This is a genomic window from Secundilactobacillus similis DSM 23365 = JCM 2765 (assembly GCF_001311075.1).
Classification (GTDB): Bacteria; Bacillota; Bacilli; order Lactobacillales; family Lactobacillaceae; genus Secundilactobacillus; species Secundilactobacillus similis.
Genome location: NZ_BBAD01000034.1, coordinates 1 through 25,895 on the forward strand (window position 1 = coordinate 1; position 25,895 = coordinate 25,895).

General features: G+C 46.3%; 26 protein-coding genes and 3 pseudogenes. 26 read left to right on the forward strand and 3 right to left on the reverse strand.

Going from position 1 to position 25,895, the window contains the following annotated elements; translation table 11 throughout:
• Positions 1-405 precede the first annotated feature (405 nt).
• From upp to JCM2765_RS08910, 9 genes and pseudogenes are all read left to right on the forward strand, one after another.
• Positions 406-1,035: a uracil phosphoribosyltransferase gene (upp, locus tag JCM2765_RS08870; RefSeq protein ID WP_054736109.1), complete on the forward strand. Its 630-nt coding sequence runs from the start codon at positions 406-408 to the stop codon at positions 1,033-1,035.
• A 262-nt stretch (positions 1,036-1,297) separates the two neighbouring features.
• Complete coding sequence (atpB, locus tag JCM2765_RS08875) at positions 1,298-2,017, forward strand: F0F1 ATP synthase subunit A (protein WP_054736110.1); 720 nt, start codon at positions 1,298-1,300, stop codon at positions 2,015-2,017.
• 61 nt (positions 2,018-2,078) lie between these two features.
• Entirely contained in the window at positions 2,079-2,291 is a 213-nt protein-coding gene (gene atpE / locus JCM2765_RS08880; protein WP_054736111.1) for a F0F1 ATP synthase subunit C, read from the forward strand.
• 48 nt (positions 2,292-2,339) lie between these two features.
• Positions 2,340-2,843 carry a F0F1 ATP synthase subunit B gene (gene atpF / locus JCM2765_RS08885; RefSeq protein WP_054736113.1) on the forward strand — a complete coding sequence of 168 codons (504 nt, stop codon included), beginning with the start codon at positions 2,340-2,342 and terminating at the stop codon, positions 2,841-2,843.
• Between the two features lies 1 nt (position 2,844).
• Positions 2,845-3,387: an ATP synthase F1 subunit delta gene (atpH, locus tag JCM2765_RS08890; RefSeq protein WP_054736114.1), complete on the forward strand. Its 543-nt coding sequence runs from the start codon at positions 2,845-2,847 to the stop codon at positions 3,385-3,387.
• 29 nt (positions 3,388-3,416) lie between these two features.
• Positions 3,417-4,940, forward strand: a complete 1,524-nt coding sequence (atpA, locus tag JCM2765_RS08895) for a F0F1 ATP synthase subunit alpha (RefSeq protein ID WP_054736115.1) — start codon at positions 3,417-3,419, stop codon at positions 4,938-4,940.
• 25 nt (positions 4,941-4,965) lie between these two features.
• On the forward strand, positions 4,966-5,859 hold the full coding sequence (locus tag JCM2765_RS08900; RefSeq protein ID WP_054736116.1) for a F0F1 ATP synthase subunit gamma: 894 nt from the start codon (positions 4,966-4,968) through the stop codon (positions 5,857-5,859).
• Positions 5,860-5,871: 12 nt separating this feature from the next.
• Positions 5,872-7,292, forward strand: a pseudogene (atpD, locus tag JCM2765_RS08905) (F0F1 ATP synthase subunit beta).
• A gap of 13 nt (positions 7,293-7,305) precedes the next feature.
• Positions 7,306-7,734, forward strand: a complete 429-nt coding sequence (locus tag JCM2765_RS08910) for a F0F1 ATP synthase subunit epsilon (RefSeq protein WP_054736117.1) — start codon at positions 7,306-7,308, stop codon at positions 7,732-7,734.
• 601 nt (positions 7,735-8,335) lie between these two features.
• On the opposite strand, the gene lplA is transcribed toward JCM2765_RS08910, so the two are convergent.
• Genes lplA through JCM2765_RS08925 form a run of 3 tightly spaced genes read right to left on the reverse strand, consistent with a single transcriptional unit; the run spans position 8,336 to position 10,472 of the window.
• The gene (gene lplA / locus JCM2765_RS08915; protein WP_054736119.1) at positions 8,336-9,316 is read right to left on the reverse strand and encodes a lipoate--protein ligase; all 981 of its coding nucleotides are present in this window, start codon (positions 9,314-9,316) and stop codon (positions 8,336-8,338) included.
• Positions 9,313-10,206 carry a lipoyl synthase gene (gene lipA, locus JCM2765_RS08920; RefSeq protein ID WP_054736121.1) on the reverse strand — a complete coding sequence of 298 codons (894 nt, stop codon included), beginning with the start codon at positions 10,204-10,206 and terminating at the stop codon, positions 9,313-9,315. Before lipA ends, lplA begins: the two co-directional genes overlap by 4 nt.
• Positions 10,207-10,232: 26 nt before the next feature.
• A complete protein-coding gene (locus tag JCM2765_RS08925) occupies positions 10,233-10,472 on the reverse strand; it encodes a biotin/lipoyl-containing protein (RefSeq protein WP_054736123.1) in 240 nt (79 codons plus the stop codon).
• A 563-nt stretch (positions 10,473-11,035) separates the two neighbouring features.
• On the opposite strand from JCM2765_RS08925, the gene JCM2765_RS08930 reads away from it, so the two are divergent.
• From JCM2765_RS08930 to JCM2765_RS09010, 17 genes and pseudogenes are all read left to right on the forward strand, one after another.
• Entirely contained in the window at positions 11,036-11,239 is a 204-nt protein-coding gene (locus JCM2765_RS08930; RefSeq protein WP_225352047.1) for a DUF1146 family protein, read from the forward strand.
• A 23-nt stretch (positions 11,240-11,262) separates the two neighbouring features.
• A pseudogene (murA, locus tag JCM2765_RS08935) lies at positions 11,263-12,565 on the forward strand (UDP-N-acetylglucosamine 1-carboxyvinyltransferase).
• Between the two features lie 159 nt (positions 12,566-12,724).
• Entirely contained in the window at positions 12,725-13,732 is a 1,008-nt protein-coding gene (locus tag JCM2765_RS08940) for a rod shape-determining protein (protein ID WP_054736125.1), read from the forward strand.
• Between the two features lie 27 nt (positions 13,733-13,759).
• Positions 13,760-14,020, forward strand: a complete 261-nt coding sequence (gene yidD / locus JCM2765_RS08945; RefSeq protein ID WP_420852589.1) for a membrane protein insertion efficiency factor YidD — start codon at positions 13,760-13,762, stop codon at positions 14,018-14,020.
• 63 nt (positions 14,021-14,083) lie between these two features.
• Complete coding sequence (locus JCM2765_RS08950) at positions 14,084-14,302, forward strand: DUF2969 domain-containing protein (protein WP_054736128.1); 219 nt, start codon at positions 14,084-14,086, stop codon at positions 14,300-14,302.
• A 109-nt stretch (positions 14,303-14,411) separates the two neighbouring features.
• Positions 14,412-15,610, forward strand: a pseudogene (locus JCM2765_RS08955) (FtsW/RodA/SpoVE family cell cycle protein).
• 32 nt (positions 15,611-15,642) lie between these two features.
• Positions 15,643-15,942 (forward strand): glycine cleavage system H family protein, encoded by a 300-nt coding sequence (locus JCM2765_RS08960; protein ID WP_054736131.1) that lies wholly within the window; start codon positions 15,643-15,645, stop codon positions 15,940-15,942.
• 551 nt (positions 15,943-16,493) lie between these two features.
• Positions 16,494-17,528, forward strand: coding sequence for a methionine ABC transporter ATP-binding protein (locus tag JCM2765_RS08965; RefSeq protein WP_054736133.1), 1,035 nt, complete (start codon positions 16,494-16,496; stop codon positions 17,526-17,528).
• Positions 17,521-18,204: a methionine ABC transporter permease gene (locus tag JCM2765_RS08970; RefSeq protein WP_054736135.1), complete on the forward strand. Its 684-nt coding sequence runs from the start codon at positions 17,521-17,523 to the stop codon at positions 18,202-18,204. Before JCM2765_RS08965 ends, JCM2765_RS08970 begins: the two co-directional genes overlap by 8 nt.
• A 35-nt stretch (positions 18,205-18,239) precedes the next feature.
• Complete coding sequence (locus tag JCM2765_RS08975; RefSeq protein ID WP_054736137.1) at positions 18,240-19,076, forward strand: MetQ/NlpA family ABC transporter substrate-binding protein; 837 nt, start codon at positions 18,240-18,242, stop codon at positions 19,074-19,076.
• 940 nt (positions 19,077-20,016) lie between these two features.
• The gene (locus tag JCM2765_RS08980) at positions 20,017-20,769 is read left to right on the forward strand and encodes an ABC transporter ATP-binding protein (protein ID WP_054736139.1); all 753 of its coding nucleotides are present in this window, start codon (positions 20,017-20,019) and stop codon (positions 20,767-20,769) included.
• Positions 20,770-20,780: 11 nt separating this feature from the next.
• Positions 20,781-22,598 (forward strand): FtsX-like permease family protein, encoded by a 1,818-nt coding sequence (locus JCM2765_RS08985; RefSeq protein ID WP_054736141.1) that lies wholly within the window; start codon positions 20,781-20,783, stop codon positions 22,596-22,598.
• Between the two features lie 49 nt (positions 22,599-22,647).
• A complete protein-coding gene (locus JCM2765_RS08990) occupies positions 22,648-23,019 on the forward strand; it encodes a GntR family transcriptional regulator (protein WP_054736143.1) in 372 nt (123 codons plus the stop codon).
• Positions 23,016-23,885: an ABC transporter ATP-binding protein gene (locus JCM2765_RS08995; protein WP_054736145.1), complete on the forward strand. Its 870-nt coding sequence runs from the start codon at positions 23,016-23,018 to the stop codon at positions 23,883-23,885. The genes JCM2765_RS08990 and JCM2765_RS08995 overlap by 4 nt, the downstream gene beginning before the upstream one ends.
• Entirely contained in the window at positions 23,882-24,421 is a 540-nt protein-coding gene (locus JCM2765_RS09000) for a hypothetical protein (protein ID WP_054736147.1), read from the forward strand. The genes JCM2765_RS08995 and JCM2765_RS09000 overlap by 4 nt, the downstream gene beginning before the upstream one ends.
• Positions 24,418-24,660, forward strand: a complete 243-nt coding sequence (locus JCM2765_RS09005; RefSeq protein ID WP_054736149.1) for a hypothetical protein — start codon at positions 24,418-24,420, stop codon at positions 24,658-24,660. The genes JCM2765_RS09000 and JCM2765_RS09005 overlap by 4 nt, the downstream gene beginning before the upstream one ends.
• A 170-nt stretch (positions 24,661-24,830) precedes the next feature.
• Complete coding sequence (locus JCM2765_RS09010; RefSeq protein ID WP_054736154.1) at positions 24,831-25,811, forward strand: DUF2785 domain-containing protein; 981 nt, start codon at positions 24,831-24,833, stop codon at positions 25,809-25,811.
• Positions 25,812-25,895 lie beyond the last annotated feature (84 nt).

Sequence of the window (25,895 nt, forward strand, 5' to 3'; positions counted from 1 at the left end):
TCGATGTCGCCTTGCATGCAGTTCTCAGTCTCGCGCAGCACCATTCGGCGTGGTGGCCAGAAAGCGCGTGGTTGACAAGTTCTTACAACTTCAGGAACCCTGGAAATAACAGTTTAAGTGGCGCCGAATTTTGTAGCCTGAGAGCGCCGGTTTTCATGCGACTTTGGCGAGCGAAGCGATGACAAACAGCCGACACCCAAATCGCACCCAACACTTACGCTGGACACAAACGACAGTCGGTTGGGCAATAGAATGGTGCCGAGAAGGAACGAACACTGCCCAAATCAGTGACCCAAAATCGAGAAAACGGATTCAGCAACTAACCGCGTGGTTCTGCTCGCTAGGCCTGTACGCCGCCGAACTGAAATGGTACAATTGTAAGAAATACAAAAGGAGTGTCAATTCATGGGCAAGTTTCAAGTTATGGATCATCCACTGATTCAACACAAACTGACAATTATTCGAAACAAAAACTGCGGGACAAAGGTCTTTCGGGAAGTCGTTGACGAAATCACGATGTTGATGGCGTACGACGTGGCACGTGATATGCCATTGAAAGACGTTGAAATCGAAACCCCAATTGCCAAGACAACTGTTAAAACCCTTGCCGGGAAGAAAGTGGCTATCGTGCCAATCTTGCGGGCCGGTATTGGGATGGTTGACGGCATTATGAAGTTGATCCCAGCAGCCAAAATTGGTCACATCGGGATGTACCGTGATGAAGAAACTTTGGAACCACACGAATACTTTGTTAAGTTACCAGCGGATATTGATCAACGGCAGATTTTTGTGGTTGATCCCATGTTAGCGACAGGTGGGTCGGCTATCATGGCCATTGACGCGCTGAAGAAGCGTGGTGCCACGAACATCAAGTTTGTTTGCCTTGTTTCGGCACCAGAAGGGGTTAAAGCTTTGCGTGAAGCTCACCCAGATATCGACATCTATACGGCAGCGTTAGATGATCATCTGAATGAAAATGGCTACATTGTACCTGGACTCGGGGATGCCGGCGACCGGTTATTCGGGACTAAGTAAGTTGCCACAACAAAAAACAATTAATGTAATTGTCCCGTAAATCGTGGACAAATCTGCATTAATTGTTTTTTTGCTAACGATTTTTACAAGTTAGCTTTGTATTTTGCGAGAAAGGGTGGTATTATTTTTGTTGTATTTGTAATGAAGTAGTAATGTTCATTTCAGTACCGCATTATGAATTGGTAGATCTAGTTTGATTAAAAAATCGGCTGGCACTTTCTGAATTCTTGCGTTAATTTGGTTTGAAAAGAGGTGATACTCTGTGGGAGATCCATCTTCAGTTCCTACCTTTCAATTTGGAGGGCTTACGTTTAACGCCGCAAACATTATTTCGGGGTTAATTGCGTTTGTGCTCGTTTTTTTACTTGTATTCGCATTGTCGCGGCACATCACGATGAAACCTGGACGGGGTCAAAACATCCTAGAATGGTTAATTGAGTTTACAAACGGCATTTTGAAGGGGTCAATTCCTGGAAATGAAGCGGGCGCGTTTGGGCTATATGGATTCACCTTGTTTTTGTTCCTGTTCGTTTCCAACGAACTTGGATTACTTGTTCAAGTTGCTGTTGGCGGAAAGGACTACGTGAGAAGTCCAACTTCTGACCCAATGGTTACAATGGCGTTTTCACTCGCGACGTTAATGATCGCGCAATACGCTGGTGTAAGCAAACTGGGTTGGAAGAAACATTTCTCAGGATACTTAAAGCCATTCGTTTTCTGGCTACCAATTAGTATTTTTGAGGAATTTACGAACTTCCTAACGTTAGGACTTCGTATCTTCGGTGTGATTTTCTCAGGCGAAATGTTGCTGAAGATCATCGGAGAGATGGCCTTTTCGCACGGGATTGTAACGTTGATCGTTGCAGCTCCGATCGCAATGGTTTGGCAAGCATTCTCAGCGTTCCTTGGAGCCATTCAAGCGTTCGTGTTCGTAACACTGTCGTCAGTCTACATTTCGAAGAAACTCGACGTGGAAGAATAACGACAACCGTTAGTTAAGATTTTTACTCTTATTTTTCATCTTTAAGGAGGATATACAGATTATGGGAGCTATTGCAGCAGGTATTGCCATGGCCGGTGCGGCTATTGGTGGTGGTGTCGGTGACGGTATCGTTATCTCTAGTATGTTACAAGGTATGGCACGTCAACCAGAATTGTCTGGTCAATTACGGACCAACATGTTCATTGGTGTTGGGTTAGTTGAAGCCATGCCTATCATTGCCTTCGTTGTCGCTTTGCTTGTTATGAACAAGTAATTACGTCAACTCGTTAAAACAATTTTAACTAGAAGGAGGTGTCAATAGATGTTTTCACATTTAGCCGTAGCTACTGGTTTAGCAGTTGGTGATTTGCTGTTCTACGCGATTTGTTTCATTATTTTGATGTGGTTGATCAAGCTCGTTGCTTGGAAGCCAGTTAACGAAATGATGCAAAAGCGGGCGGATAAGATTTCTGATGATATCGATTCTGCTGAAAAGTCTCGTGAAGAAGCGGCCCAACTGGCTACGCAACGTCAAGAAGCCTTGGCCAACTCTCGTCAAGAAGCATCGTCAATTGTTGATTCTGCTAAGAAGCAAGGTCAACAACAACGCGATGGTATCCTGGCACAAGCCCAAACCGATGCACAATCGTTGAAGGAAAATGCCCAAAAGGATATTGAACAAGAGCGTCAAGACGCATTGTCAAGTGTGCGAAATGATGTGGCTGATTTATCTATTGAGATTGCTTCCAAGATCATTCAAAAAGAATTAAGCGCTGATGATCAAAAGGCATTGATTGATTCTTATATCGAAGGGTTGGGGAAGTAACATGAGTCTTGATAAGGTAACGGTAGCCAAGCGCTACTCCAAAGCACTGTTCGAGTTACTCAACGCCAACGACCAACTGGACGCTGGTTATGAGGAACTTAAGCAGCTTCGTAAAGTCTTCCAAGACAACCCACAATTGGGCACTGCATTAACAGACAAAAGTTTAGCACCTGCTAAGCGGGAAGCCTTAGTCAAACCGTTGCTAGATAACTCGACATCATACATTCATAATTTGATTCAAATGACTTACGATTACGACCGGATGGATGACATGGTCGGTATTATCGACCAGTTCCAAAAGTTGTATGACGAGCAAAACCAAACGGTGTACGCTGATGTCACAACGGCGGTGGCCCTTGATGACGCCCAGCTTGATAAAATCAAAGCTGGTTACGCCAAACGGGTCGGTGCTAAGCAAGTCGTTTTAACTAACAAGGTTGACGCAGCCATTATTGGTGGCGTGATCATCAAGTCGGCCGGGACCATCTTTGATGGCTCGATCCAGACGAAGATCAATCGCGTCCGTCAAGCATTGCTAGCATAACGAGATCTTTATAAAGGGGTGAAACCTATATGAGCATTAAAGCTGAGGAAATCAGTGCTCTAATCAAACAACAATTAGAAAACTACCAAGACGAGATCTCTGTTGAAGAAACCGGTACCGTAACCTACGTTGGTGACGGGATCGCCAGAGCTCATGGTCTTGAAAACGCGTTGTCTGGTGAGTTGCTCGAGTTCGATAACGGGGTTTATGGCATGGTCCAAAACCTCGAAAGTAACGACGTTGGTATCGTTGTTTTAGGTGATTTTACTAAGATCACTGAAGGCGATACGGTTAAGCGGACTGGGCGGATCATGGAAGTTCCTGTTGGGGACGCCTTGATTGGTCGGGTTGTTAACTCACTGGGTCAACCAGTCGACGGTAAGGGTGAAATCAAAACTGATAAAACCCGTCCTATCGAACGAAAAGCGCCAGGCGTTATGGAACGGAAGTCGGTTTTCGAACCACTTCAAACTGGGATGAAAGCCATTGACTCCCTTGTTCCAATTGGTCGTGGTCAACGTGAATTGATCATTGGGGACCGTAAAACTGGTAAGACAACTGTCGCCATTGATACGATCATCAACCAAAAAGGCCAAGATATGATTTGTGTGTACGTTGCGATTGGCCAAAAGGAGTCAACGGTTCGTGGTTCAGTGGAAACTTTACGTAAGTACGGTGCCATGGATTACACCATCGTTGTCACTGCCGGTCCTTCGGAACCAGCACCATTGCTTTACATCGCACCATATGCTGGTGCCGCAATGGGTGAAGAATTTATGTTCAATGGCAAGCACGTCTTGATTGTTTATGATGATTTATCAAAACAAGCGGATGCTTACCGTGAACTGTCACTGATCCTTCGTCGGCCTCCAGGTCGTGAAGCTTACCCTGGTGATATTTTCTACACCCACTCACGTTTATTGGAACGGGCTGCTAAGTTGAGTGACGACTTAGGTGGCGGTTCAATGACTGCTTTGCCAATCATTGAAACCAAGGCCGGTGACGTTTCTGCTTACATCCCAACCAACGTGATCTCCATCACCGATGGTCAAATCTTCTTGGATAGCGATTCATTCTATTCAGGTGTTCGGCCAGCCATTGATGCCGGGACTTCTGTTTCCCGGGTTGGTGGTGACGCTCAAGTTAAGGCGATGAAGAAGGTTGCCGGGACGCTTCGTTTGGACTTGGCTTCTTACCATGAATTGGAATCATTTGCACAATTTGGTTCTGATTTGGATGAAGCAACCCAAGCTAAGTTGAACCGTGGTGCTCGGACGGTTGAAGTCTTGAAGCAAGGTTTGCATTCACCACTCGCCGTTGAGAAACAAGTTTTGATCTTGTACGCCCTGACTCATGGTTACCTGGACAAGGTTGAGTTGGACGATATTGCTAAATTTGAAAGCGGCTTATTCGACTTCTTCGACGCCTCACACGCTGACTTGTTAGAAGAAATTGCTAAGACTGGTCAATTACCAGACACTGACAAGATGGATGCTGCCGTTACCGAATTTGCAAGCACATTCCAACCTGCCGAAGCTGCAGCGGACAAATAAACTTGAGGAAGGATGGTGAGAGCTGATGGCTGAATCAATTAGCGATGTCCAACATCGGATTGCTTCAACAAAGAACACCCGTCAGATCACACAGGCCATGCAAATGGTTCAAACGTCAAAGTTGAACCAGATCCAAAAGGCTGCCGTAGGCTATCAAGACTACGCGGCTAAGGTCAAATCGGTCGTGATGCATTTGGCGAAATCTCATCTGTTAGATGATTCCTCAAGTGAGTCGCAGTCAACGCAGTCGAAAAAGGCGGCTTACTTGGTCATTACTTCTGACCGAGGCATGGTTGGCAGTTATAACAGTAACGTTTTACGTGAGACCAACGAATTCATCGCTTCCCACAGTGGTGACGATGACTACTTGATTTTAGCAGTTGGCGGAACTGGTGCAGACTTCTACAAGAAGCGCGGCGCAAACATTGCCTACGAATATCGTGGTGTCAGTGATGTGCCAACTTTTAACGAAGTTCGCGAAATTGTCAAAACCGTCACATCAATGTATGATGACGGCGTCTTTTCTGAGCTTTACGTCTGCTACAACCACTTCGTTAACCGAATTTCATCCAGTTTCCGTGGTGAAAAGATGTTGCCAGTGGATAGCGAAACGTTAAGCGGTGACGCTGCTGAGGAAACTCAAGCACCAGCGTTGACCGCAGCTTATGACATGGAACCTTCTGAAGGTGAAGTGCTCAAGGTGGTCTTGCCACAGTATTCAGAAAGTCTCGTTTTCGGGGCAATCTTGGATGCTAAGACTGCTGAACATGCTTCAAGTTCAAACGCAATGAAGTCAGCGTCAGATAATGCCGACGACTTAATTGCGAACCTTGAACTACGGTATAACCGTGCCCGTCAAGCAGCAATTACGACTGAAATTACCGAAATTACTGGTGGGCAAGAAGCTTTAAATAATTAATGACGGGAGGAAATAACGAATAATGAGTCTGGTAAAGTTGTTCAAGTTATCGGACCAGTTGTCGACGTTGCTTTCCCGTTGGATGAAAAACTCCCAGATATCAACACCGCCTTACACATCAAACAAGATGATGGCAGTTTCCTTGTGACCGAAGTTACCCTTGAATTAGGGGACGGCGTCATGAGAACCATTGCCATGGACGGTACTGATGGTCTTCGCCGGGGTATGGAAGTTGAAAACACTGAGTCTTCAATTTCTGTTCCTGTTGGTGATGACACACTTGGTCGGGTTTTTAACGTCCTCGGGGATCCAATCGACGGCGGTGCTGATTTCGGCCCAGATGCTGAAAGAATGCCAATTCACCGTGATGCACCAAAATACGATGAATTGAACCCAACTTCAGAAATTCTGGAAACCGGGATTAAAGTTATCGACTTGTTAGCGCCATATGTTCGTGGTGGTAAAATTGGGTTGTTCGGTGGTGCCGGTGTTGGTAAAACCGTTTTAATTCAAGAACTTATCCACAACATTGCGCAAGGTCACAATGGATCTCTGTCTTTACGGGTGTCGGTGAACGGACTCGTGAAGGTAACGATATGTACTACGAAATGAAAGGCTCGGGTGTTCTCGAGAAGACGGCCATGGTGTATGGTCAAATGAACGAGCCACCTGGAGCCCGGATGCGGGTTGCTTTGACTGGTTTGACGATTGCGGAATACTTCCGTGACGTTAAGGGCCAAGACGTGCTGTTATTCATCGATAACATCTTCCGGTTTACTCAAGCCGGGATGGAAGTTTCAGCCTTACTTGGTCGGATTCCTTCAGCCGTTGGTTACCAACCAACCTTGGCTACTGAAATGGGTCAGTTGCAAGAACGGATCACGTCAACGAAGAAGGGGTCAATCACCTCTATTCAAGCCGTTTACGTTCCTGCCGATGATTACACCGACCCTGCTCCAGCAACCACTTTCGCGCACTTGGACGCTACCACCAACCTGGAACGTGCCTTGACGCAACAAGGGATCTACCCAGCCGTTGACCCGTTGGCATCTACTTCAACTGCCCTTGACCCACAAGTCGTTGGTCAAGAACACTACGAAGTTGCCACTGAAGTTCAACACGTTTTGCAACGTTACCGTGAACTTCAAGACATCATCTCAATTCTTGGGATGGATGAATTGTCTGACGAAGAAAAGACCATTGTTGGCCGTGCTCGTCGGATCCAATTCTTCTTGTCACAAAGTTTCTCCGTTGCCGAACAATTTACTGGGTTACCAGGGAAGTACGTCCCAGTCCAAGAAACTGTTAAAGGCTTCAAGGAAATCTTGGAAGGTAAGTATGATGATCTTCCAGAAGACGCTTTCCGTAACTGTGGCCCAATCGAAGACGTTGTCGAAAACGCCAAGAAGATGCAGGCTAACCTGAGCAAATAAGGAGGGGTTCTAATTGGCTGATGAACAATCAGTTTTAACCGTTAGTATCGTAACCCCCGATGGTAACGTCTATGATAATGCCCAAGCCAAAATGTTGATCGTGAAAACGCAACTTGGCGAACTTGGGATCATGGCGAACCACGTTCCCGTTATTGCCTCATTAGCAGTTGACGAAGCTCGAGTCCAACTTGTCAGTGGTGGAGACGACGATGAAATTGCCGTTAACGGTGGTTTCGTTGAGTTCTCTGATAATGCTGCAACCATTGTCGCTGATACTGCAGAAATGCAGAAGGATATCGATGTCGAACGTGCTCAGAACGCCAAGAAGCGAGCGGAAGCTCACATCAAGGAAGCTCATGAGACTCACGATAGCGATTCATTAGCTCGAGCTGAAGTTGCACTTCGGCGGGCGATTAATCGAATTAACGTTGCTGGCAAGTAATCCTTGCCATGCGAAGAAGGACCAGCGCATTGCGCTGGTCCTTTTTTGAATTTTACTGGTGCTTGTATCCAGTGTAAGCATTGAGTGGATTTGGGGTGTAGGCTGTTTGTCATCGCTTCGCTCGCCAAAGCCGTATTGAAAAGCACTCATTGAGGCTACGAAATTCGGCGCCACTTGAACTGTTATTTCCGGGGTTCTTGAAGTTGTAGGAAGTTGCCAACCACGCGCTTTCTGGTCACCACGCCGAATGGTGCTGCGCGAGGCAGAAGGTTGCATGTAAGCATGCCCCAGCCAACCTACCAAAACCCGGTAGCTTCGCTGGGGCATGCTTACACTCCACCTTCTAACCGCCTCGCTCCGCACACTTACGCTGGACACAAGCGATAGCAAAACGAAAACACGACAGGCAAACTTCCATCCATGATAGTTTACTTGTCGTGTTTTATCGTTAAAATTATTATTACCATTCGAATATCATAATCAATCAAATTTACCATTTCACGAACAAATCACCAAACACTTACGCTAACGTGTATGATAGCGCTTTCGATAAATCTGAAAATTAAACCTAAGATTTTCAAAAAAATATTCCATAATCAGTTTAAAAAAATTGGTTTACAAGCTCTTCCGTGGTAATGCCCATAATGGGGGTTGCTTGCAAGACAGGGGTTAAAGCGGCCTGAATTGCGGTTGGTGTGTAAGTGACGCCCTGTAAGGTTTGCTCTAGTTGATCAGTCGGTAAATTACTAAAGAAATCGCCGGATAGTTGGACATCTGAGAGTCGTTGGTTGACTAAGTTATAGCGCAACCGCAGTAACCCAGCACCAGTGATGTAACTGGTATTCGTATGGTCAAATGTCCGGGGTGAACCATAAATGACCTGCTGATTCTGAAACTGAGTAACCGCAATTTCAGAAATTCGCGCCTCATCTTCAGCGTTCAGTGACCTTGTTTTTGCCCGGGTTAGTGTAATCAACGCTTGCGTTAACCGGGTAATGAACGTCGTTGCCGACCAAGAGGGGCACTGTTCCTTTAAGTTAATGGTGCGTTGATGAACGGATTGAATCCGTTTGGCTTTCAACTTAACGGGATCAACTTGGAGCACTTGTGCCATCCAATCAAGGTTAGAATCGAATAGCAGACTACCATGGTGTAATCGGTACCCGGGGGTGACATATTGTGCACTCCCAGATACTTTACGACCAGCAACCTTTAAATCGTTTCGACTGTCGGTTTGCGCATCGATCCCAATCATTTTTAGGGCTTCACAGACCAGGGTCAACCCAGACGTGAAGTCAATGTCGTGGTGTCGATCTGGTGTGATCAAGGTAAACTGACAGCCACCCTGATCCGTGTAGATGGCACCACCACCGGAGAGTCGGCGAACAACGTTGATCTGGTGTTCGGTAATGAAGTCCTGATTAAGCTCAGCCGCGGCTTCTTGGTATTTGCCCAGCATCACCGTTGGGGTGGTTGACCAGACGAGTAAAACGGGTTCTGATGGTCGTTTTTCGGTCATCAAATAGTACTCCAAGGCAAAGTTATGATAAACGTCCAACGACTTGATCGGAATCGTGATCATTTAGTGACCGCTTGAACTGCTTCGAGCTCTTCTCTGGCCTTGTAAGAGCTACGAACGAGTGGTGAGCTGGCAACGAACTTGAAGTGGCGTTTCATGGCTTCTTTGTAGTATTGCTGGTAGCGAGACATTGGCACCCATTCGCGTAAGCGGTAGTTCTTTGGTCCTGGTTGAACGTATTGACCAATCGTTAAGAAATCAACGTCAACGGCGCGTAAATCGTCCATGAGTTGGTAAACTTCCTCATCGGTTTCGCCGAGGCCGAGCATGATCCCTGTTTTGACGTACATGTCCTTTGGCGCGTGTTCACGGACGTATTTGAGAACCCCGAGGGAACAATCGTAGGTTGCCCGGTTCCGTACTTTAGGCGTGATGGAGCGTACTGTTTCCATGTTGTGGTTAAAGACATCGGGGCCGGCAGCAATCACCTTGTCTAAGCAATCTTCGCGACCTTGAAAGTCAGGGGTCAAAACTTCAATGGTTGTTTCTGGCGTCAATTCTCGAAGCGCGTTGATCGTGCGGACGAATTGGTCAGCGCCTAGATCCGGTAAGTCATCCCGGTCAGTACTGGTAACCACCACGTGGCTGATACCGAGTTTTTTGGTGGCCTGAGCGACTCTTAGGGGTTCGAACAGGTCAACTTCCTTGGGGTGGCCGTGAGGGACGTCACAGAAGCGACAAGCCCGGGTACAGTTAGGACCAAGGATCATGAATGATGCAGTCCCGCTCCCGAAGCATTCGCCCAAGTTAGGGCAGTTAGCTTCAGCACAGACGGTGTTTAATTTTAATCCTGAAAGCAGACCGTTCATTTGATCGACCTTCTTTTGGTCGTACGTGACTTTGAGCCAGTCTGGTTTAGGTTGGTGAGTTGGTGTCGATTGTTGCGTTGTCATAGTTAATAGCCTCCAGTGAGTATTGGTTAAGCAACTTCAATAGTTGCAACGAGATCACCGACGTTCGTTGTATCGCCGGTTGCGACTTTTTGATTTTTGAGAATGCCGTCTTCTTGGCTTTCAACTTGACTGATGACCTTGTCCGTTTCAACTTCAAATAGAACGTCACCGGCCTTAACGGTCTCGCCAGGTTGCTTGACCCATTTCCCGAAAAAGTAACTATCGGACTTCGGACTCAGTTTTGGCATGTGAACTTCTTTTAGCATGTTGATCAGCTCCTGCAAGTGAATAAATTTTGTTGACGCCTAGACTATAACATGTTTTTAGAGATTGTGAAATTAAAGCGGTTATTTCAACGAAAATGCGCTATAAATACCTATGTATCAACGATTGTGGCTATTTTATTCAAATCACAAAGTAATTGCTGTTTAACATAAAAATGGCATATTAAATATAACGATATGGAATTGCCAAATTACCCAACTTGCTTACTTTGTGAAACGGCAACCGCCAATCAAAAAATAGGGCACTAAGTTCGCAATCAAATCAATTTTATGATTATATTAACCATAAGAAAATAATCAGCAAGTGACAACTCAAACGGCAATGTTCGGAAATTGACTACCAGGTTCACTAATCGCCTAATAATTGAAAATCAGACTGAAAACAGACAACTGTCCAGTTTAACGCAGATAGTCAATTCAGTGATGAAAATCGTAATATTACAAATGACATAGAATCGGCGACATTGTGAACAAAGTATGCTATATTTTACTGGTAATGTAGAAAGGAAAGTTAATTTATGCGAACAATTGGAGCGCAGGCCCTAATGACGTTAGTGAGTCATTTTGTTTTTATTTTCGTGGCCTTTTGGAGTATTCAAAAATTGCACATTGAAAATTTAATGCGGCTGTATCCTAGTCAAGCGCGAGTCCTAATTGTGATGCTGTCAGTTACGGTAGGGTATACTTGCAGCGAATTTTTCCTAAACTTTATTGATAATGTCCGGAATTTAATTTTTCTGGTTAAATGACCGGAGCTGTGGAGGGAATTCAAGTGGAAAAGATTATTGTTCATGGTGGTAATGAATTAAGAGGATCTGTACATATTGAAGGCGCAAAAAACGCGGTCTTACCAATATTAGCTGCATCGATCCTGGCACAAGAAGACGAAATGGTCTTAACGAACGTTCCAATTTTATCTGACGTTTACACGATGAATAACGTGTTACGTTTCTTAAACGTGGACGTTGATTTTGACGAAGCTGATAACCGAGTTCGCTTGAACGCGGCGAAGCAGTTATCGACCCAAGCACCGTTTGAATACGTGTCAAAAATGCGAGCATCAATCGTTGTGATGGGGCCGCTTTTGGCGCGCTACGGTCATGCTCAAGTGGCGATGCCTGGTGGCTGTGCCATTGGTTCACGGCCAGTTGATCTGCATCTCAAGGGCTTTGAAGCTTGGGTGCAACGATCAACCAGCACGATGGCTACATTGAAGCAACGGCGGATGAATTGATTGGGACTAACATCTACCTTGATTTCCCAAGTGTGGGTGCGACCCAAAACATCATGATGGCCGCAACGATGGCCACCGGGACGACGGTGATTGAAAACGTTGCTCGGGAACCTGAAATCGTGGACCTTGCGAACGTCTTAAACAAGATGGGTGCTAAAGTTCGCGGCGCCGGAACGGAAACGATTCGGATCGAAGGCGTTACTGCTTTACACGGCACGTCACACTACGTTGTTCAAGATCGGATCGAAGCAGGGACCTTTATGGTCGGTGCTGCGCTGACTCACGGTGACGTTTTAGTTGAAAACGCCATTTCAGAACACAACAAGCCCCTCATTTCCAAGTTAGAAGAAATGGGCGTTACGGTGATTGAAAATGAAGCTGGCGTTCGGGTCATTGGACCAAAGGAATTAAAGCCAACGAACGTTAAAACGTTGCCACACCCAGCTTCCCAACGGATATGCAACCCCAAATGACGGTCTTGCAGTTGGCTGCCAACGGGACGAGTACCTTGACTGAAACGGTGTTTGAAAACCGCTTCATGCACCTTGAAGAGTTACGGCGGATGAACGCTAACTTTAAAGTGGAAGGACGCACAGTTGCCCTTTACGGTCCTACGGAATTTAACGGTGCTGAAGTTGCCGCCACTGATTTGCGAGCTGCTGCGGCCTTAGTCTTGGCTGGTTTAGTGGCTAACGGGTATACCCAAGTGACGAACTTGAAGTACCTTGATCGTGGTTATTACCAATTCCACAAAAAGCTCCAAGCACTAGGGGCTGAAGTTGAACGGGTCTCCGTACCTGAGCAAGAAGAAATTATTTTAAAGTCGAAAGCAAATGATTAATCGACAGCGTTAGTTTGAAAGTTCGAGCGTGGTCAGCGTTTCTGGCGCCCACGCCCGAACTTTTTTGCTGGCGTTCTTTATCAGATCTAAATACTTATCAACCCCGGGATATGGTATAATTAGCGGTTGAGATATTAAGTTCAGGAGGAATGAAGCAGGATGGCTAAAGATATTGGTATTGACTTAGGAACTGCCAATGTTCTAATTTACGCAGTCGGCAAGGGTATTGTTTTAAATGAGCCGTCAGTGGTCGCAGTTGACACAAAAACGAATCAGGTATTAGCAGTGGGTTCAGAGGCTTACCGGATGGTAGGACGGACCCCTAGTAATATTCGGGCGATCCGACCATTGAAGGATGGGGTTATTTCAGATTTTGATATTACGGAAAGTATGCTGTCGTATTTTATCAGCAAGCTTAACGTCAAGGGCTTTTTGTCTAAGCCGAACATTATGATCTGTGCCCCAACCAACATTACGGAAATTGAACGGCGGGCGATTATTCAAGCTGCTGAAAAATCCGGTGGGGCCAAGGTTTACTTGGAAGAGGAACCTAAAGTGGCTGCTGTTGGCGCGGGGATGGATATCTTCAAACCTCGCGGGAACATGGTGATCGATATTGGTGGTGGGACGAGTGACATTGCCGTCTTATCATTAGGTGACATTGTCGCCAGCAAGTCAGTCCGGGTAGCCGGTGACGAACTGAACGTCAACATCATCAATTACTTGAAGACGGAACATAACCTCCAAGTTGGTGAACGCACGGCTGAAACCATCAAAATCAAGATTGGTTCCGCCTATCTCGAAGAAAACGATACCGATAGTATGGAAGTTCGGGGCCGTGACTCAGTCACCGGGATGCCTCGGTCAATTGAAATTACAGCTGCTGAGATTCAACCTGCAATTGGGGCCATTATGGTTCAAATCGTTGCAGCAGCTAAAGAAGTGCTTGAAACGGTTCCTCCTGAATTGGCTTCCGATATTATTGATCGCGGGATCATGCTTACTGGTGGGGGCGCACTCCTCCGGGGCATTGATAAGCTCTTCATCGAACAGTTAAAAGTGCCCGTCATGATTGCTGAAAGTCCGCTAGAGAACGTGGCTAAGGGTGCCGGGATCTTACTCGAACACATGGACGCTACTTCTAAAAAGCGGAACCGGCGAGACTAAAGGAATTTAAATTTGAAACAATTATTAATGATGCTCGTTCGCGGATATCAACGATGGATCTCACCGTTATTTCCACCATCGTGTCGCTATTCGCCAACGTGTTCACGATATACCCTGATCGCGTTAGAAAAACATGGCGCTGTGAAGGGGACGTTAATGGGGGTTGCGCGCATTATTCGGTGTAACCCGTTCGTCCGGGGTGGGTATGATCCAGTACCCGACCACTTTAGCCTACGACGTAATAAGCAGGCTGAAGCGGAGTACCGGCGGCAAATGAACCTGAAGTAGTCCTGGTGACTACTTTTATTTTGGTACCTGCTAATTAAATTAAATGACCTAAAGGAGTTAAGTATGTCCAAGAAAAAACAACCAGTTGAAGTTGCAATTGATGAAATTACGCTTAACGGCGCTGATGCCCTCCAAGTTTCCATTAAGGATCAAGTTGTGGGTACGATCCAAACCACTGAAAAGGGCTTTGAAGCTCAAGTCGGCGATGACCGACCAGTTAAGGTCAAGTCACAAGATGAAGGCGTTGAATATCTGATTCAAGCCTACAATTTACACCATTAATGGCTAACACCGCGAGTGGAGTTTAAAAAACACTAAAGGCCATTCGTTTGGCCATGACTTCGTGGCGGTGACCGTTATAATAAAATTGAATAAGAGAGGAGGACGTGATGTGAACGAACGTCGAGAAACAGACGACGGTGAATCACGAATCGATTACGGGGTTATCTTTTGCGTCCTGATGCTGGCATTGATCGGGTTAGCGTCGATTTACGTAGCTGCCTCACATGATTCTAGTGCCACTAGTGTGTGGTCACTGATTTTTTCTCAGTTAGTTTGGTACATTATTGGGTCGGTCGCCATTTTGGTGATCATGCAATTTGATTCCGAACAGCTCTGGAAGGTGGCCCCGATTGCTTACTGGCTGGGGGTATTTCTCCTAGCGGCCGTGCTGGTCTTTTATAGTCGAACCTACGCCGCCTCTACTGGGGCTAAATCGTGGTTTGCGATTGGACCGCTGACGTTTCAGCCATCTGAGGTCATGAAACCGGCCTTTATTTTGATGCTGGCTCGGGTGGTGAGTGATCATAACCATACGTTCTTCGAGCACACGCTGCACTCCGATTGGCTGCTGCTGGGCAAGTTGATTTTATGGACGTTACCCGTTGCAGTACTATTGAAGTTGCAAAATGACTTTGGGACGATGCTGGTGTTCTTCGCCATTGTTGGTGGGATTGCCCTGATTTCTGGCATCACGTGGAAAATCATCGTACCAGCAGTGGTCCTTATCGGCGGTGTCGGTGGGACAGCGTTGACGCTAGTGACAACAACTTGGGGTCGAACGATTCTGGAACACATCGGCTTTCAAGCTTACCAATTTTCACGGATTGATACCTGGCTGAACCCGGCAAGTAATACGTCTGATCAAGGGTACCAATCTGGCAGAGTATGAAGGCAATTGGTTCAGGAGGGGTCTTCGGGACCGGCTTTAACGTCTCGAAGGTGTACGTGCCCGTGCGTGAATCTGATATGATTTTCTCCGTTATTGGCGAAAACTTTGGTTTTATCGGTGGTTGTATCTTGATCCTGTTGTACTTACTGCTGATTTACCAAATGATTCGGGTGACGTTTGATACCAAGAACGTCTTTTACGCCTATATTTCAACTGGAATTATCATGATGATTTTGTTCCATACCTTTGAAAATATTGGCATGAATATTGGCTTGCTACCACTGACCGGGATTCCCTTACCATTTGTGAGTCAAGGGGGGTCCGCCCTAATTGGGAACATGATTGGGATTGGCTTAATCATGTCGATGCGTTATCATTATAAGAGTTACATGTTTAGTCGTAACGATGACTTCGAATAACGGAGTCAAATAATTGGTATGAGGTGAAAGGTATGAATGAAGCAACTTATTTTTGGACTAAGGAAATCGATGGCAAAACACGTGTTGGTTTAACCAAGGCGGGCCAAGATGAACTTGGGAGCATCAAGTTTGCAAACTTACCAAGCGTCGGGGATCAAGTTACCGCTGGCAAAACGTTAATGAGTGTAGAGGCTGAAAAGGCCGTTTCCGACATTGACAGCCCAGTGAGTGGCAAGATTGTTGCCGTGAACCCACAATTAGATAACGACTTTGACGCGTTGAACGGCGAAGCCGAAGCGGATGCTTGGTTAGTTGATGTTCAACCCGCATAATTGGGATTCCATTAAAATTACCTGTTAATCGGCGCTTGACATTCTCATGTGAGCTAGGTATACTTTGGGCATTGATTCAAAATACTCCGGCAAGATGAGTAGATGTGAACGACCCTCGACAGAGAGTTCCGGTGGCTGAAAAGGAACAGGTGCGCACGATTGAAGATGGTCTTGTACTAACGGGTGGTGGTGAGCTACGGCAAACCATGACTGGCTAACGTCCAATATCGCGTTGAGTCTTCATTGACTCTTAGAGGTTACGGTTGTGAGACCGTAACGAATTTAAGGTGGTACACGACAAGCTTCGTCCTTAATCAAACCTAGTGTTTGATTGGACGGAGCTTTTTTTATACAAGAGCGTGGAAAGAAGCGGTTAGAGAGTGGAGCCTAAGGTACCCCCGACCAAAAAGCTTGGGCCTGGATTTTTGGTCGGGGTACCTTAGGTGCAACTCTCTGCTTCTTGGAACGCGTTTCAGCCCGGTAACAGAAACGAGCAAGTAAAACCCGGGCCTAATATTTTATTAAACGAACGAAGAAGGGGGCAACTTACCGTGATTGAATTTAAAGACGTGACGAAGACGTTTAACACGAAGGAAGGCGATTTAACCGCCGTTTCCGATGTGAACCTCACCATTGAGGATGGTGAAATTTACGGTATCGTGGGTTACTCTGGCGCCGGGAAAAGTACCTTGGTGCGGATGCTCAACGGCCTAGAAACACCAACGACTGGTGAAATTGATATTAACGGCGATAAGATGTCGACCTTGAGTGGGTCGGCACTTCGACAAAAGCGCCAAAAAATTGGCATGATTTTCCAACACTTCAACCTATTGTGGTCACGGACCGTGATTCAAAACATCATGTTTCCGCTGGAAGTTGCGGGGGTACCACGCAAGGAACGGCTTGAAAAAGCGCAGAACTTAGTTGAACTGGTTGGACTGAAGGGCCGGGAACACGCTTACCCATCAGAACTTTCAGGTGGTCAAAAGCAACGGGTTGGGGTTGCCCGGGCGTTGGCCAATGATCCCGAAATTTTGATTTCAGATGAAGCCACGAGTGCCTTGGATCCGCAAACTACGGATGAAGTGCTCGACTTGTTGCTCGAAATCAATAAGCGCTTGAACTTGAGTATCGTCTTGATCACTCATGAAATGCACGCGATTCGCAAAATTTGTGATCACGTTGCCGTCATGGAAGCTGGCCAAGTTGTTGAACAAGGAACCGTATTTGAAGTCTTCCGGAATCCTAAGCAAGAGATTACGAAGCGCTTCGTGAACGAAGAAGTTGACCCATCGTTGACGGATACCAACATCATCGTGGATGACTTGATCAAGAGCTATCCAAACGGGATGATCATTCAATTGGTCTTCCATGGCGATCAAGCTAAGTTGCCAATCGTGTCAGAAATTATTCATCAATACCCAGAACTTCAAGTTAGCATCATTGAAGGAAGTATTCACCAAACGCAAGAGGGCGCTATTGGGACGCTGTATCTGCAATTAATTGGGGACGCCGATAGTTTAACTGGCGCCACCGAATTACTGAAGAAGATGCGGGTCGAAACGGAGGTGATCCACCATGACTAATGGTTCATACTTTGCGTTTAAGACGGTTGACTGGGGTGCCATGGGGGCCGCCACTTGGGAAACCATTTGGATGACCATTGTCTCCATGATCATGGTTGCCATCTTAGGGTTATTACTTGGGTTGTTGCTATTTGAAACTACTGGTAACCATAGTGCGGGTGTCCGGGCATTGAACTGGGTCGTCTCATTCTTAGTCAACGTGTTCCGGTCAATTCCATTTATCATCTTGATCATGCTATTATTGCCGATCACCAAAGGACTGGTTGGCACGATTATTGGACCGACTGCCGCACTGCCGTCGTTGGTTGTTTCCGCCGCACCATTTTACGCCCGGATGGTTGAAATTGCGTTCCATGAAATTGATCATGGTGTGATTGAAGCCGCCGATTCAATGGGTGCAACGAAGTGGCAGATCGTTTACAAGGTGTTATTACCCGAAAGCATGCCGGCATTGGTTTCCGGCGCAACCGTCACAACGATTTCACTGATCGGTTACACTGCAATGGCTGGTGCGATCGGTGCCGGTGGGTTAGGGAACCTCGCTTACATTGACGGTTTCCAAGCAAGTAACAATACCATCGTGTTAGTGGCAACCATTATCATCGTGATTATTGTGTTTGCCTTTCAATTCATTGGGGATTTTCTCGTTCGCCGAATCGACAAGCGAACGCTATAAAATTGTTCAACACTATTCTGTGGGAGGAATTAGCTATGAAATTTTCGAAAAAATTATTAGGGATTTTGGGCGTCGCTGCGACGGCCGTTGTATTGGGTGCCTGTGGTAACAGCAAGTCAAGTGGTTCTAAGACAACTACGATCACCGTTGGGGCTTCAGCAGTTCCTCATGCTGAAATCTTGAAGCACGTGCAACCACAATTGAAAAAGGAAGGCGTTAACTTAAAGGTCAAGGTATTCCAAGACTACGTAATGCCTAACAAGGCTTTAGCTGCTAAGGAATTGGATGCCAACTACTTCCAACACATCCCATTCTTAGCTGAATGGAACAAGGAAAACAAGGGGAGTTTGGTTAGCGCCGGTGGCGTTCACTTGGAACCAATTTCAGCCTACTCCAAGAAAGTTAAGAACTTGAAGGACGTTAAGGATGGCGCAACTATTCTGGTTAGTTCAAACGTTTCTGATTACGGTCGGGTATTGACGATCTTGAAAGATGCCGGTTTGATCAAGATCAAGAAGGGCATTGATATCACTACTGCAACCTTCGCTGATGTCACTTCAAACCCTAAGCACTTGAAGTTCAAGCACAGTTACGAACCAAAATTGATGCCAAGTATCTACAAGAACGGTGAAGGCGATGTGGTCTTCATCAACGCCAACTACGCCGTTCAATCAGGTTTGGATCCTCGTAAGGATGCCATCGTGACTGAAAAGTCGACCTCACCATACGTCAACATCGTTGCTGTACGTAAGGGCGACCAAAAGAAGCCAGCCATCAAGAAGTTGATGAAGGCTTTGCAATCTAAGAGCACACAAAAGTGGATCTACAACCACTACAAGGGTGCCGTATTGCCTGCTAAGAGTTACAAATAAGCTTAAATAAATATGAACGCCGCAGATTCTGATCTAGGATCTGCGGTGTTTTTTGTTGTCGTTTGTGTCCAGCGTAAGCATTCTTGTGTTTAGTTTGTGAAGTGAGATTTGTGTGAACTGGCGATTCCGGTAAGCGACTAGGTTCCTGCTGTGGGGCCGGTCTGAGCCGAAGAGCGGTCTCAGACCTCAAATGTAAGCCTCGCCAAGCCCCGTGCGAGTCTTACATTTGTCCCCGATAATTGGCGGTTGTTGGAAGACCATCAACAACCACCAATTATCGCGACACAGCATACACCTAGTCGCTTACCTGCATCTCACATTGCGCAATTCGGCACTATCGCAGAACATCTCAAAACGCGTTGAACGGTAATGTTATCTCGTCGAATCAGCATGAACGTGACGTCCATCTGATGAAGACCAGCGTCCCGTAATCGTTGATTCATTACGCTTAATGAACATTAATTACAATCCTTTCTGCAGTTGTCAAGTAATTGTCTAACGTTGCTATCACACAGTTTCGTCAGCTTCAGAATGTGACAGTCAGCGGTTCTGGTTGCCAACAGCGCACCATGTAGCGGGAGGCGGAGGCGCGCGGGGCTCAGCAGTGCCGGTATGACTTAAGCAGTCGTGCCCCGTGGGGTTCGGGGTGCGAGTGCTTTAGTCATACGCCAGTCCGGAGAGATCCGGCATGGGCGGTTTTTGCCCATTCCTAGCTCGTAGGCTGGCCACTGCGTTCCAGTCCCCGCATAGCGCCGGAGTCTCCCGCGGCATCTTCCCACTATATAAAACCAGAATCACTGTACTTCACAAACTAAGAATGCTTACGCTGGACACAAGCGTGAGTAAATTTTTAACTGGATGTTGACAATTCAAACCGCTACCCTTATAGTTAGTTACATAAGTAATTAACCAAGTGAGTAACTAAATGGAGGATACAATTATGACGGCACCAATTGTTTCAGTTAAAGCGTTGCGTAAGACGTATGGTAAGCCTGGTGAGAAGCAGTATGAAGCGTTAAAGGGGATTACCTTTGAAGTGGCCCCAGGTGAGTTTGTGGGGATCATGGGGGCTTCTGGTTCCGGGAAAACCACGTTACTTAACATCCTAGCAACGTTGGACCAACCAACCAGTGGCGAAGTCTTGATCAACCAGCAAAACGTCGCTAACCTGAAGGGCAACCAAGTTGCTGATTTTCGGGCGCATCAAGTTGGCTTTATTTTCCAAGATTTTAACCTACTCGAGAATTTGACGAATGCCGAAAACATCGCGTTGCCGCTGTCATTACAAAACGTCAGCGCCAAGAAGATTAAGCCTAAGGTTGACCAAGTTGCAAGTCAGTTATCGATTGAAGCGATTTTAGACAAATATCCAACGGAAATCTCCGGTGGACAAAAACAACGGGTTGCCGCTGCTCGGGCGTTGGTGTCAGAACCAGCAATTCTGTTCGGTGATGAACCAACCGGGGCTTTGGATTCTGGGAGTGCTCGGGACTTACTTGAGATGCTAACCGAAGTTAACCAAGAACAGCACGTTCCCGTACTATTGGTGACCCACGATCCGTTCTCAGCCAGTTATTGCCAACGAATTTTGTTTATCAAAGACGGGCAAATTGGTCAAGAGCTGGTTCGCGGTGAGCAATCACGGCAAGCATTCTATCAATCAATCTTAGACACGTTAGGCACGTTCCAATAGGAGGGATCATTTTGCTGAACAAATTAGCATTTACCGGGATCAAGAGCCGGTTAAAAGATTACGTGGTCCTCTTCTTTGGATTAGTGATCTCGAGTGCGATTTTTTACATGTTTGAAGCATTAGCCACGAATCAGAGTTTTTTGAAGGCCAATGCGCAGGTGACCGGGGCCCAATTTATTTTCCAATTTGGGGCCGTGTTGCTGACGATTATTACGTTAGTGTATATTTTCTACGCCAACTCGTTTTTAATGAGTATGCGGCGGCATGACTATGGGTTGTTCATGATGCTGGGCGCTAAACAGTCGAAAATCGGTCAATTGATTTTAGTTGAAACGATGGTGATCGGGACGATTGCCAGCGTGATCGGTGCGATTGTGGGTTGTGCGCTGACCGGGGTCTTAGGGCCATTTTTGATGACTAAGTTATTGCAGACCCAGTTGCAGCATTTTGCGGCCTTTTACATGCCAGCATTTGTAACGACCATTGTGCTGTACGTCGTGTTGTTCTTCATTGCCGGAATCATCAACCGAATCTCGTTAACGAAGACGCCGGTGCTGTCACTGTTACACGGCGATAGTCAACCAAACCGACCAAAGTTAAAACCCGTCAGCCAGTTACTTCAAGTGATCGTTGGTTTAGGGTTGTTGGCAGTTGGTTACTACGCGATGAGCCATCTGAGAACGCTACAGTTATTAGCAATTCCGTTAGCGTTAGTGACCATCGTGTTAGGGACGTACTTCCTTTTCAACGCGATTTTCGTTTGGTTAGTGGTGTTATTGAAGCGGACTTCTTGGGCAACCAAGGGGCTGGGGAACTTTACGCTGGCCCAATTGAGTTTCCGGATTCGCAATTACACGAAGATTCTATCAATTGTTTCGATCCTGTTTGCGTTGGCGTTAGGTGCCATTACAGTGGGGATCGGGATGAACCGGCAAGTGTACATGATGGCTAATGCCAACTCAGCTTACACGGCGGCGTTCGTTGATCCGAGTGTCAAGACACAACAATCAATTGATCAATTGAATTTGAAAACGAAGGCTAAATACGATCAAAAAGAAACCAAAACGACGGTTTACTACGATGCTGAACAGTTAAAACAAACGCCAATTCAAACGAACAAGGGCTTAAATGATATTGGTGGTGCCTCAGATAATCGACAGGCACTGAAAACACCTAAGTTCAGCGGAATTGCGGTTACTGACTTGCAACGAGATCCAAGTCCACTGAACATGCTTCAATCAGGGACCCAACGGCAAAAAATCGCCAAGGTCGTCTCAGCGGCCAAGTTTAAGCAAATCGCTGGCGTAAACCACCAATTAACGGTGTTCCGAGTGAAGGACCTAAAGACCAGCCAACCAGCCCTTAAGAAATTGGTCGCTAATGCGGGGATCAAGTCCGTAATGGACCTTCCCGGAAGTTACAGCACGTTAGTTATGGGTATCACTTTCTTCGGCGGTTTTGAATTTATGGGCTTCTTCCTCGGCATTGCCTTTCTCGCAATGTTAGCCAGTTGCTTAATGTTCAAGATTTTAAGTGGGGCAGCGAGTGATCAAATTCGTTACCAGATGCTCAATAAGATTGGGACGCGGCAATCCGTTTTACGGCGGTCGATTGTCAAGGAAATCTTCGTTCTGTTCATTTTGCCAGCCATCGTTGGGGTCGTTCATGTGTTATTTGGCCTGCAGATGTTCAAACTATTAATGGTCGATCCGTACGATCAGCTCTGGTTACCATTTACAATCTTCGGTCTGTTGTATATGATTTACTATGTAATTACCGTTTTACTGTACGAGCATATTGTGTTACCAAAGGTTAAAATCGACCGTTAACGCTAACTGACAGTAAAACCGGGTAAAGTGAGAGATCGGGTGGTGCAAAATGCAGTTTAATTTTGATAGTACTGAACCGTTGTATCTCCAGGTTGCTGAACAGATCGAAGAAGCCATTTTCTTACAGAGCTTTCAAGAGGGTGAACAGGTACCATCTACAACGGAAATTTCCAAACAGTTCCACATTAATCCGGCCACGGTGCTGAAAGGCATGAATATTTTGGTGACGGCGGGATTTTTAGAAAAAAAGCGTGGGCTCGGGATGTTTGTGACGAGCGGCGCGCCTGAAAAGATTCGTGAGAAACGCCAGACGGAATTTTATCACGATTACGTCGTTAATTTAGTGAACGAAGCCAAGAAACTGACGCTAACCGAGACAGCGATTATCGACATGGTGAAGAGGGGGTTTAGTCAATCGTGAAACCAATTGAGATTCAACAGTTAAAGAAACGGTTTGGTCAAAAATCGGTTTTAGATGGGATCAACCTGACCTTAAAGCCGGAAACGATTTACGCGCTACTGGGTCGTAACGGCGCCGGTAAGAGTACGCTGTTTAACATTATTGCGAACCGGATCCCTCAAACGGCGGGGACGGTGACGATTGAGGGCCAGCCAATCAGTAATAATGATCAGGTGTTGAACCGGTTGTACCTGATGAGTGAAGTCAACCTTTATCCACCACGGATGCGGGTTGATGAAGTGTTTAAGACGACCGCGGCGTTGTATCAAGGCTTCGATTTTGACTTTGCTGACCGGATGGTGAATGAATTTGGATTGAACACTAAAACCCGGTTTAATAAGTTGTCAACGGGTTACCGGTCAATTTTGAAGTTGATCGTTGCACTGGCTGTTGATGTTGACTACGTGTTTTTAGATGAACCGACTTTGGGGTTAGATGCCAACCATCGGGAGCTGTTCTATAGTCTCTTAATGGAGACCTATGCGGAGCGGCCCCGGACGTTTGTGATTTCAACACATTTGATTGAAGAAATCGCCAACTTGGTGGAGCAGGTGCTGGTGCTAGAGAACGGTCAGCTGACGGTGAACGATACGGCTGAACATCTTAGTCAATTAGGTCTTGCTGTGACGGGACCGGTTGCTGATGTGCAGACGTACACGGCGGGCCTAAACGTGATTGGTCACGAAGCGCTGGGCAAATTGCGAGTTGATTACATCTATGGTGAGCTTAATGAGCAACGTGAGATTCCAGACACGGTTTCGATCAGTCACCTTGACCTGCAAAAACTCTTCATCTATTTAACTAGTCAGGAGGTCGTTAACCAGTGAGAGGAAAGGTTGCGTTTACGTACCAGTTAAAAAACTACTTTAAGCAGTTGGGGTGGACCTATCTCTGGGCGTTTTGCCTGATAGCGGTACTTCCGTTTGTGTTATCCGTCCTGTTAGGACAAGCCCACGTTTATTCGTTCACCGATTACCTCCCATCTGAGTTAACGTCAATGGTCTTAGGGTTGTTTGTGTTCGTGTCGGGTGCGATTACCTACGATGGCTTTAAGCTGTTTATTCAAAACGGGATTGGTCGGCGGACGTATTTTAAAACCAAGGTTGCCGCTTTGGGCGTGATTATTTTGGCGGGAGAAGCCATTAACTTGATTTATGGGGCCGTGTTTCAGGCGTGGTTGACGCCAAACGGACCTTACTTGATGGGATTTTCGAGTCTGTATGGTCACTACTTTGGAAATTCGGTTGCGGATATTTTATCGGTCTTGCTGATTACGTTACTTTTCATTGCGTGTGTCGCGGTAACGGGTATGGTGATCGGTGGCGTTTTAGGGCAGTTTAGCGGCGTGGTCAAATTATTATGATCGTTGCCGTGCCAATTTTGATGATTATTTTGCTCTTTGTGTTGGTGTTGTTGAATCAGCAAAGTAGCCTTAAACTCACATGGTTGGGGAACCTGCTATTATTAATGGTTGGTGCGCAACCAGACTTAAAGCTAGGTCACATGATTGCGTATGCGCCGATGATTTCGGGGAGTATCTATACGATCGTCATGTTAGCCATCGCGTATCGGTTAACGCTTCGGCTTCGAATCCCGCGGTAATTTAAAATCGAGAAGGGTCTCTTGGTGTCGGTCGGTTGGCATTAAGGGGCCTTTTGAACTTTAAAGGTTAAAATGGCGTGAGGTAACGGTGAGTTCGGTCATACCGCTTCTCTCACCGGTCTAATCATGCTAGAATAAGACTAATAGTTTGGGAAACGGAGCGAATTTGAGTGAATGTAGATAATCAAATCGATGAATTAAGAGCGCAGTTAGTCACGCTACGAGAAGAAGTGAACGCTGGCAAACGGTACCAGTCGTTAGGGCAACGCTTTGAGCAGTTGTTGGATTCAGTACCGACTGAACCTGCCACGGCGGTCAACTTACCGGATGACGATGATGGTATTCGAGCACTGCTGTTACAGCTAAACGGGCAGATTCAAGATGAAACGTTGCAAAACGTTCAGGATGCTGACGTCATGAAGCTGGTGCAACACATTGGCTCAACTGATGCCCGGATTCGGGATAAAGGGGTGTACTTTCTCTTTAACGACCTGATTCAGCAGCGATTACTGTCTAATTCGCAGATGTTGGTGCTGGTACGCTACTTATTGGGTGATACGGTCCTCTTTGCGCACATTTTAGAACCTGAAAATGACGCCGTTTACCGTCGATCATTTGCGGTGCTCCTCTTATCGGTGTTGCTTTACGCCGACCGGGCTGGGTATCACTTCTTGACGGATGAGTTGGTCAACCAGGTTGTGGATCAATTAGCACTGTACATCCTCTTAGAAACGGATACCCGCGGCTTTATTGGTCAAAACGGTTGGGCACACACCTATACGCACATCGGCAATTTGCTAGACGAGTTATCTGAACGTGACCGCTTAACGCGAGCGGACAAGCTCTTTTTAATGGCTTTGTTGATCGAACGCTATAAGAAACTGAATGGCGCACTGATTTTTGGCGAACCACAGCGGCTGGCTGGGTACCTTGCTCGAATCACAAACAAAAATCAACTCTACGCTGACTACTTATTAACTCAGTTGAAACGGTGGCGGCAACAGCTCGTCGTGATTCAATCGGAAGAGAGTCAGTCTGGCTGGAACCGCATCTATAATCGGGGACGGTTGATTGAAGCGATGATCATCCGGCACGATTTTAACCGAAAAATCATGCAGTATTTAACGTCCGTAATTGACTTTTTAGCGTAATGATAAGGGATGGGTGACCGGAATGGTGACTCGTCTTTTTATCATTTTGGCGACTTGATCTGACACTGAAAGGCAATGTTCGTG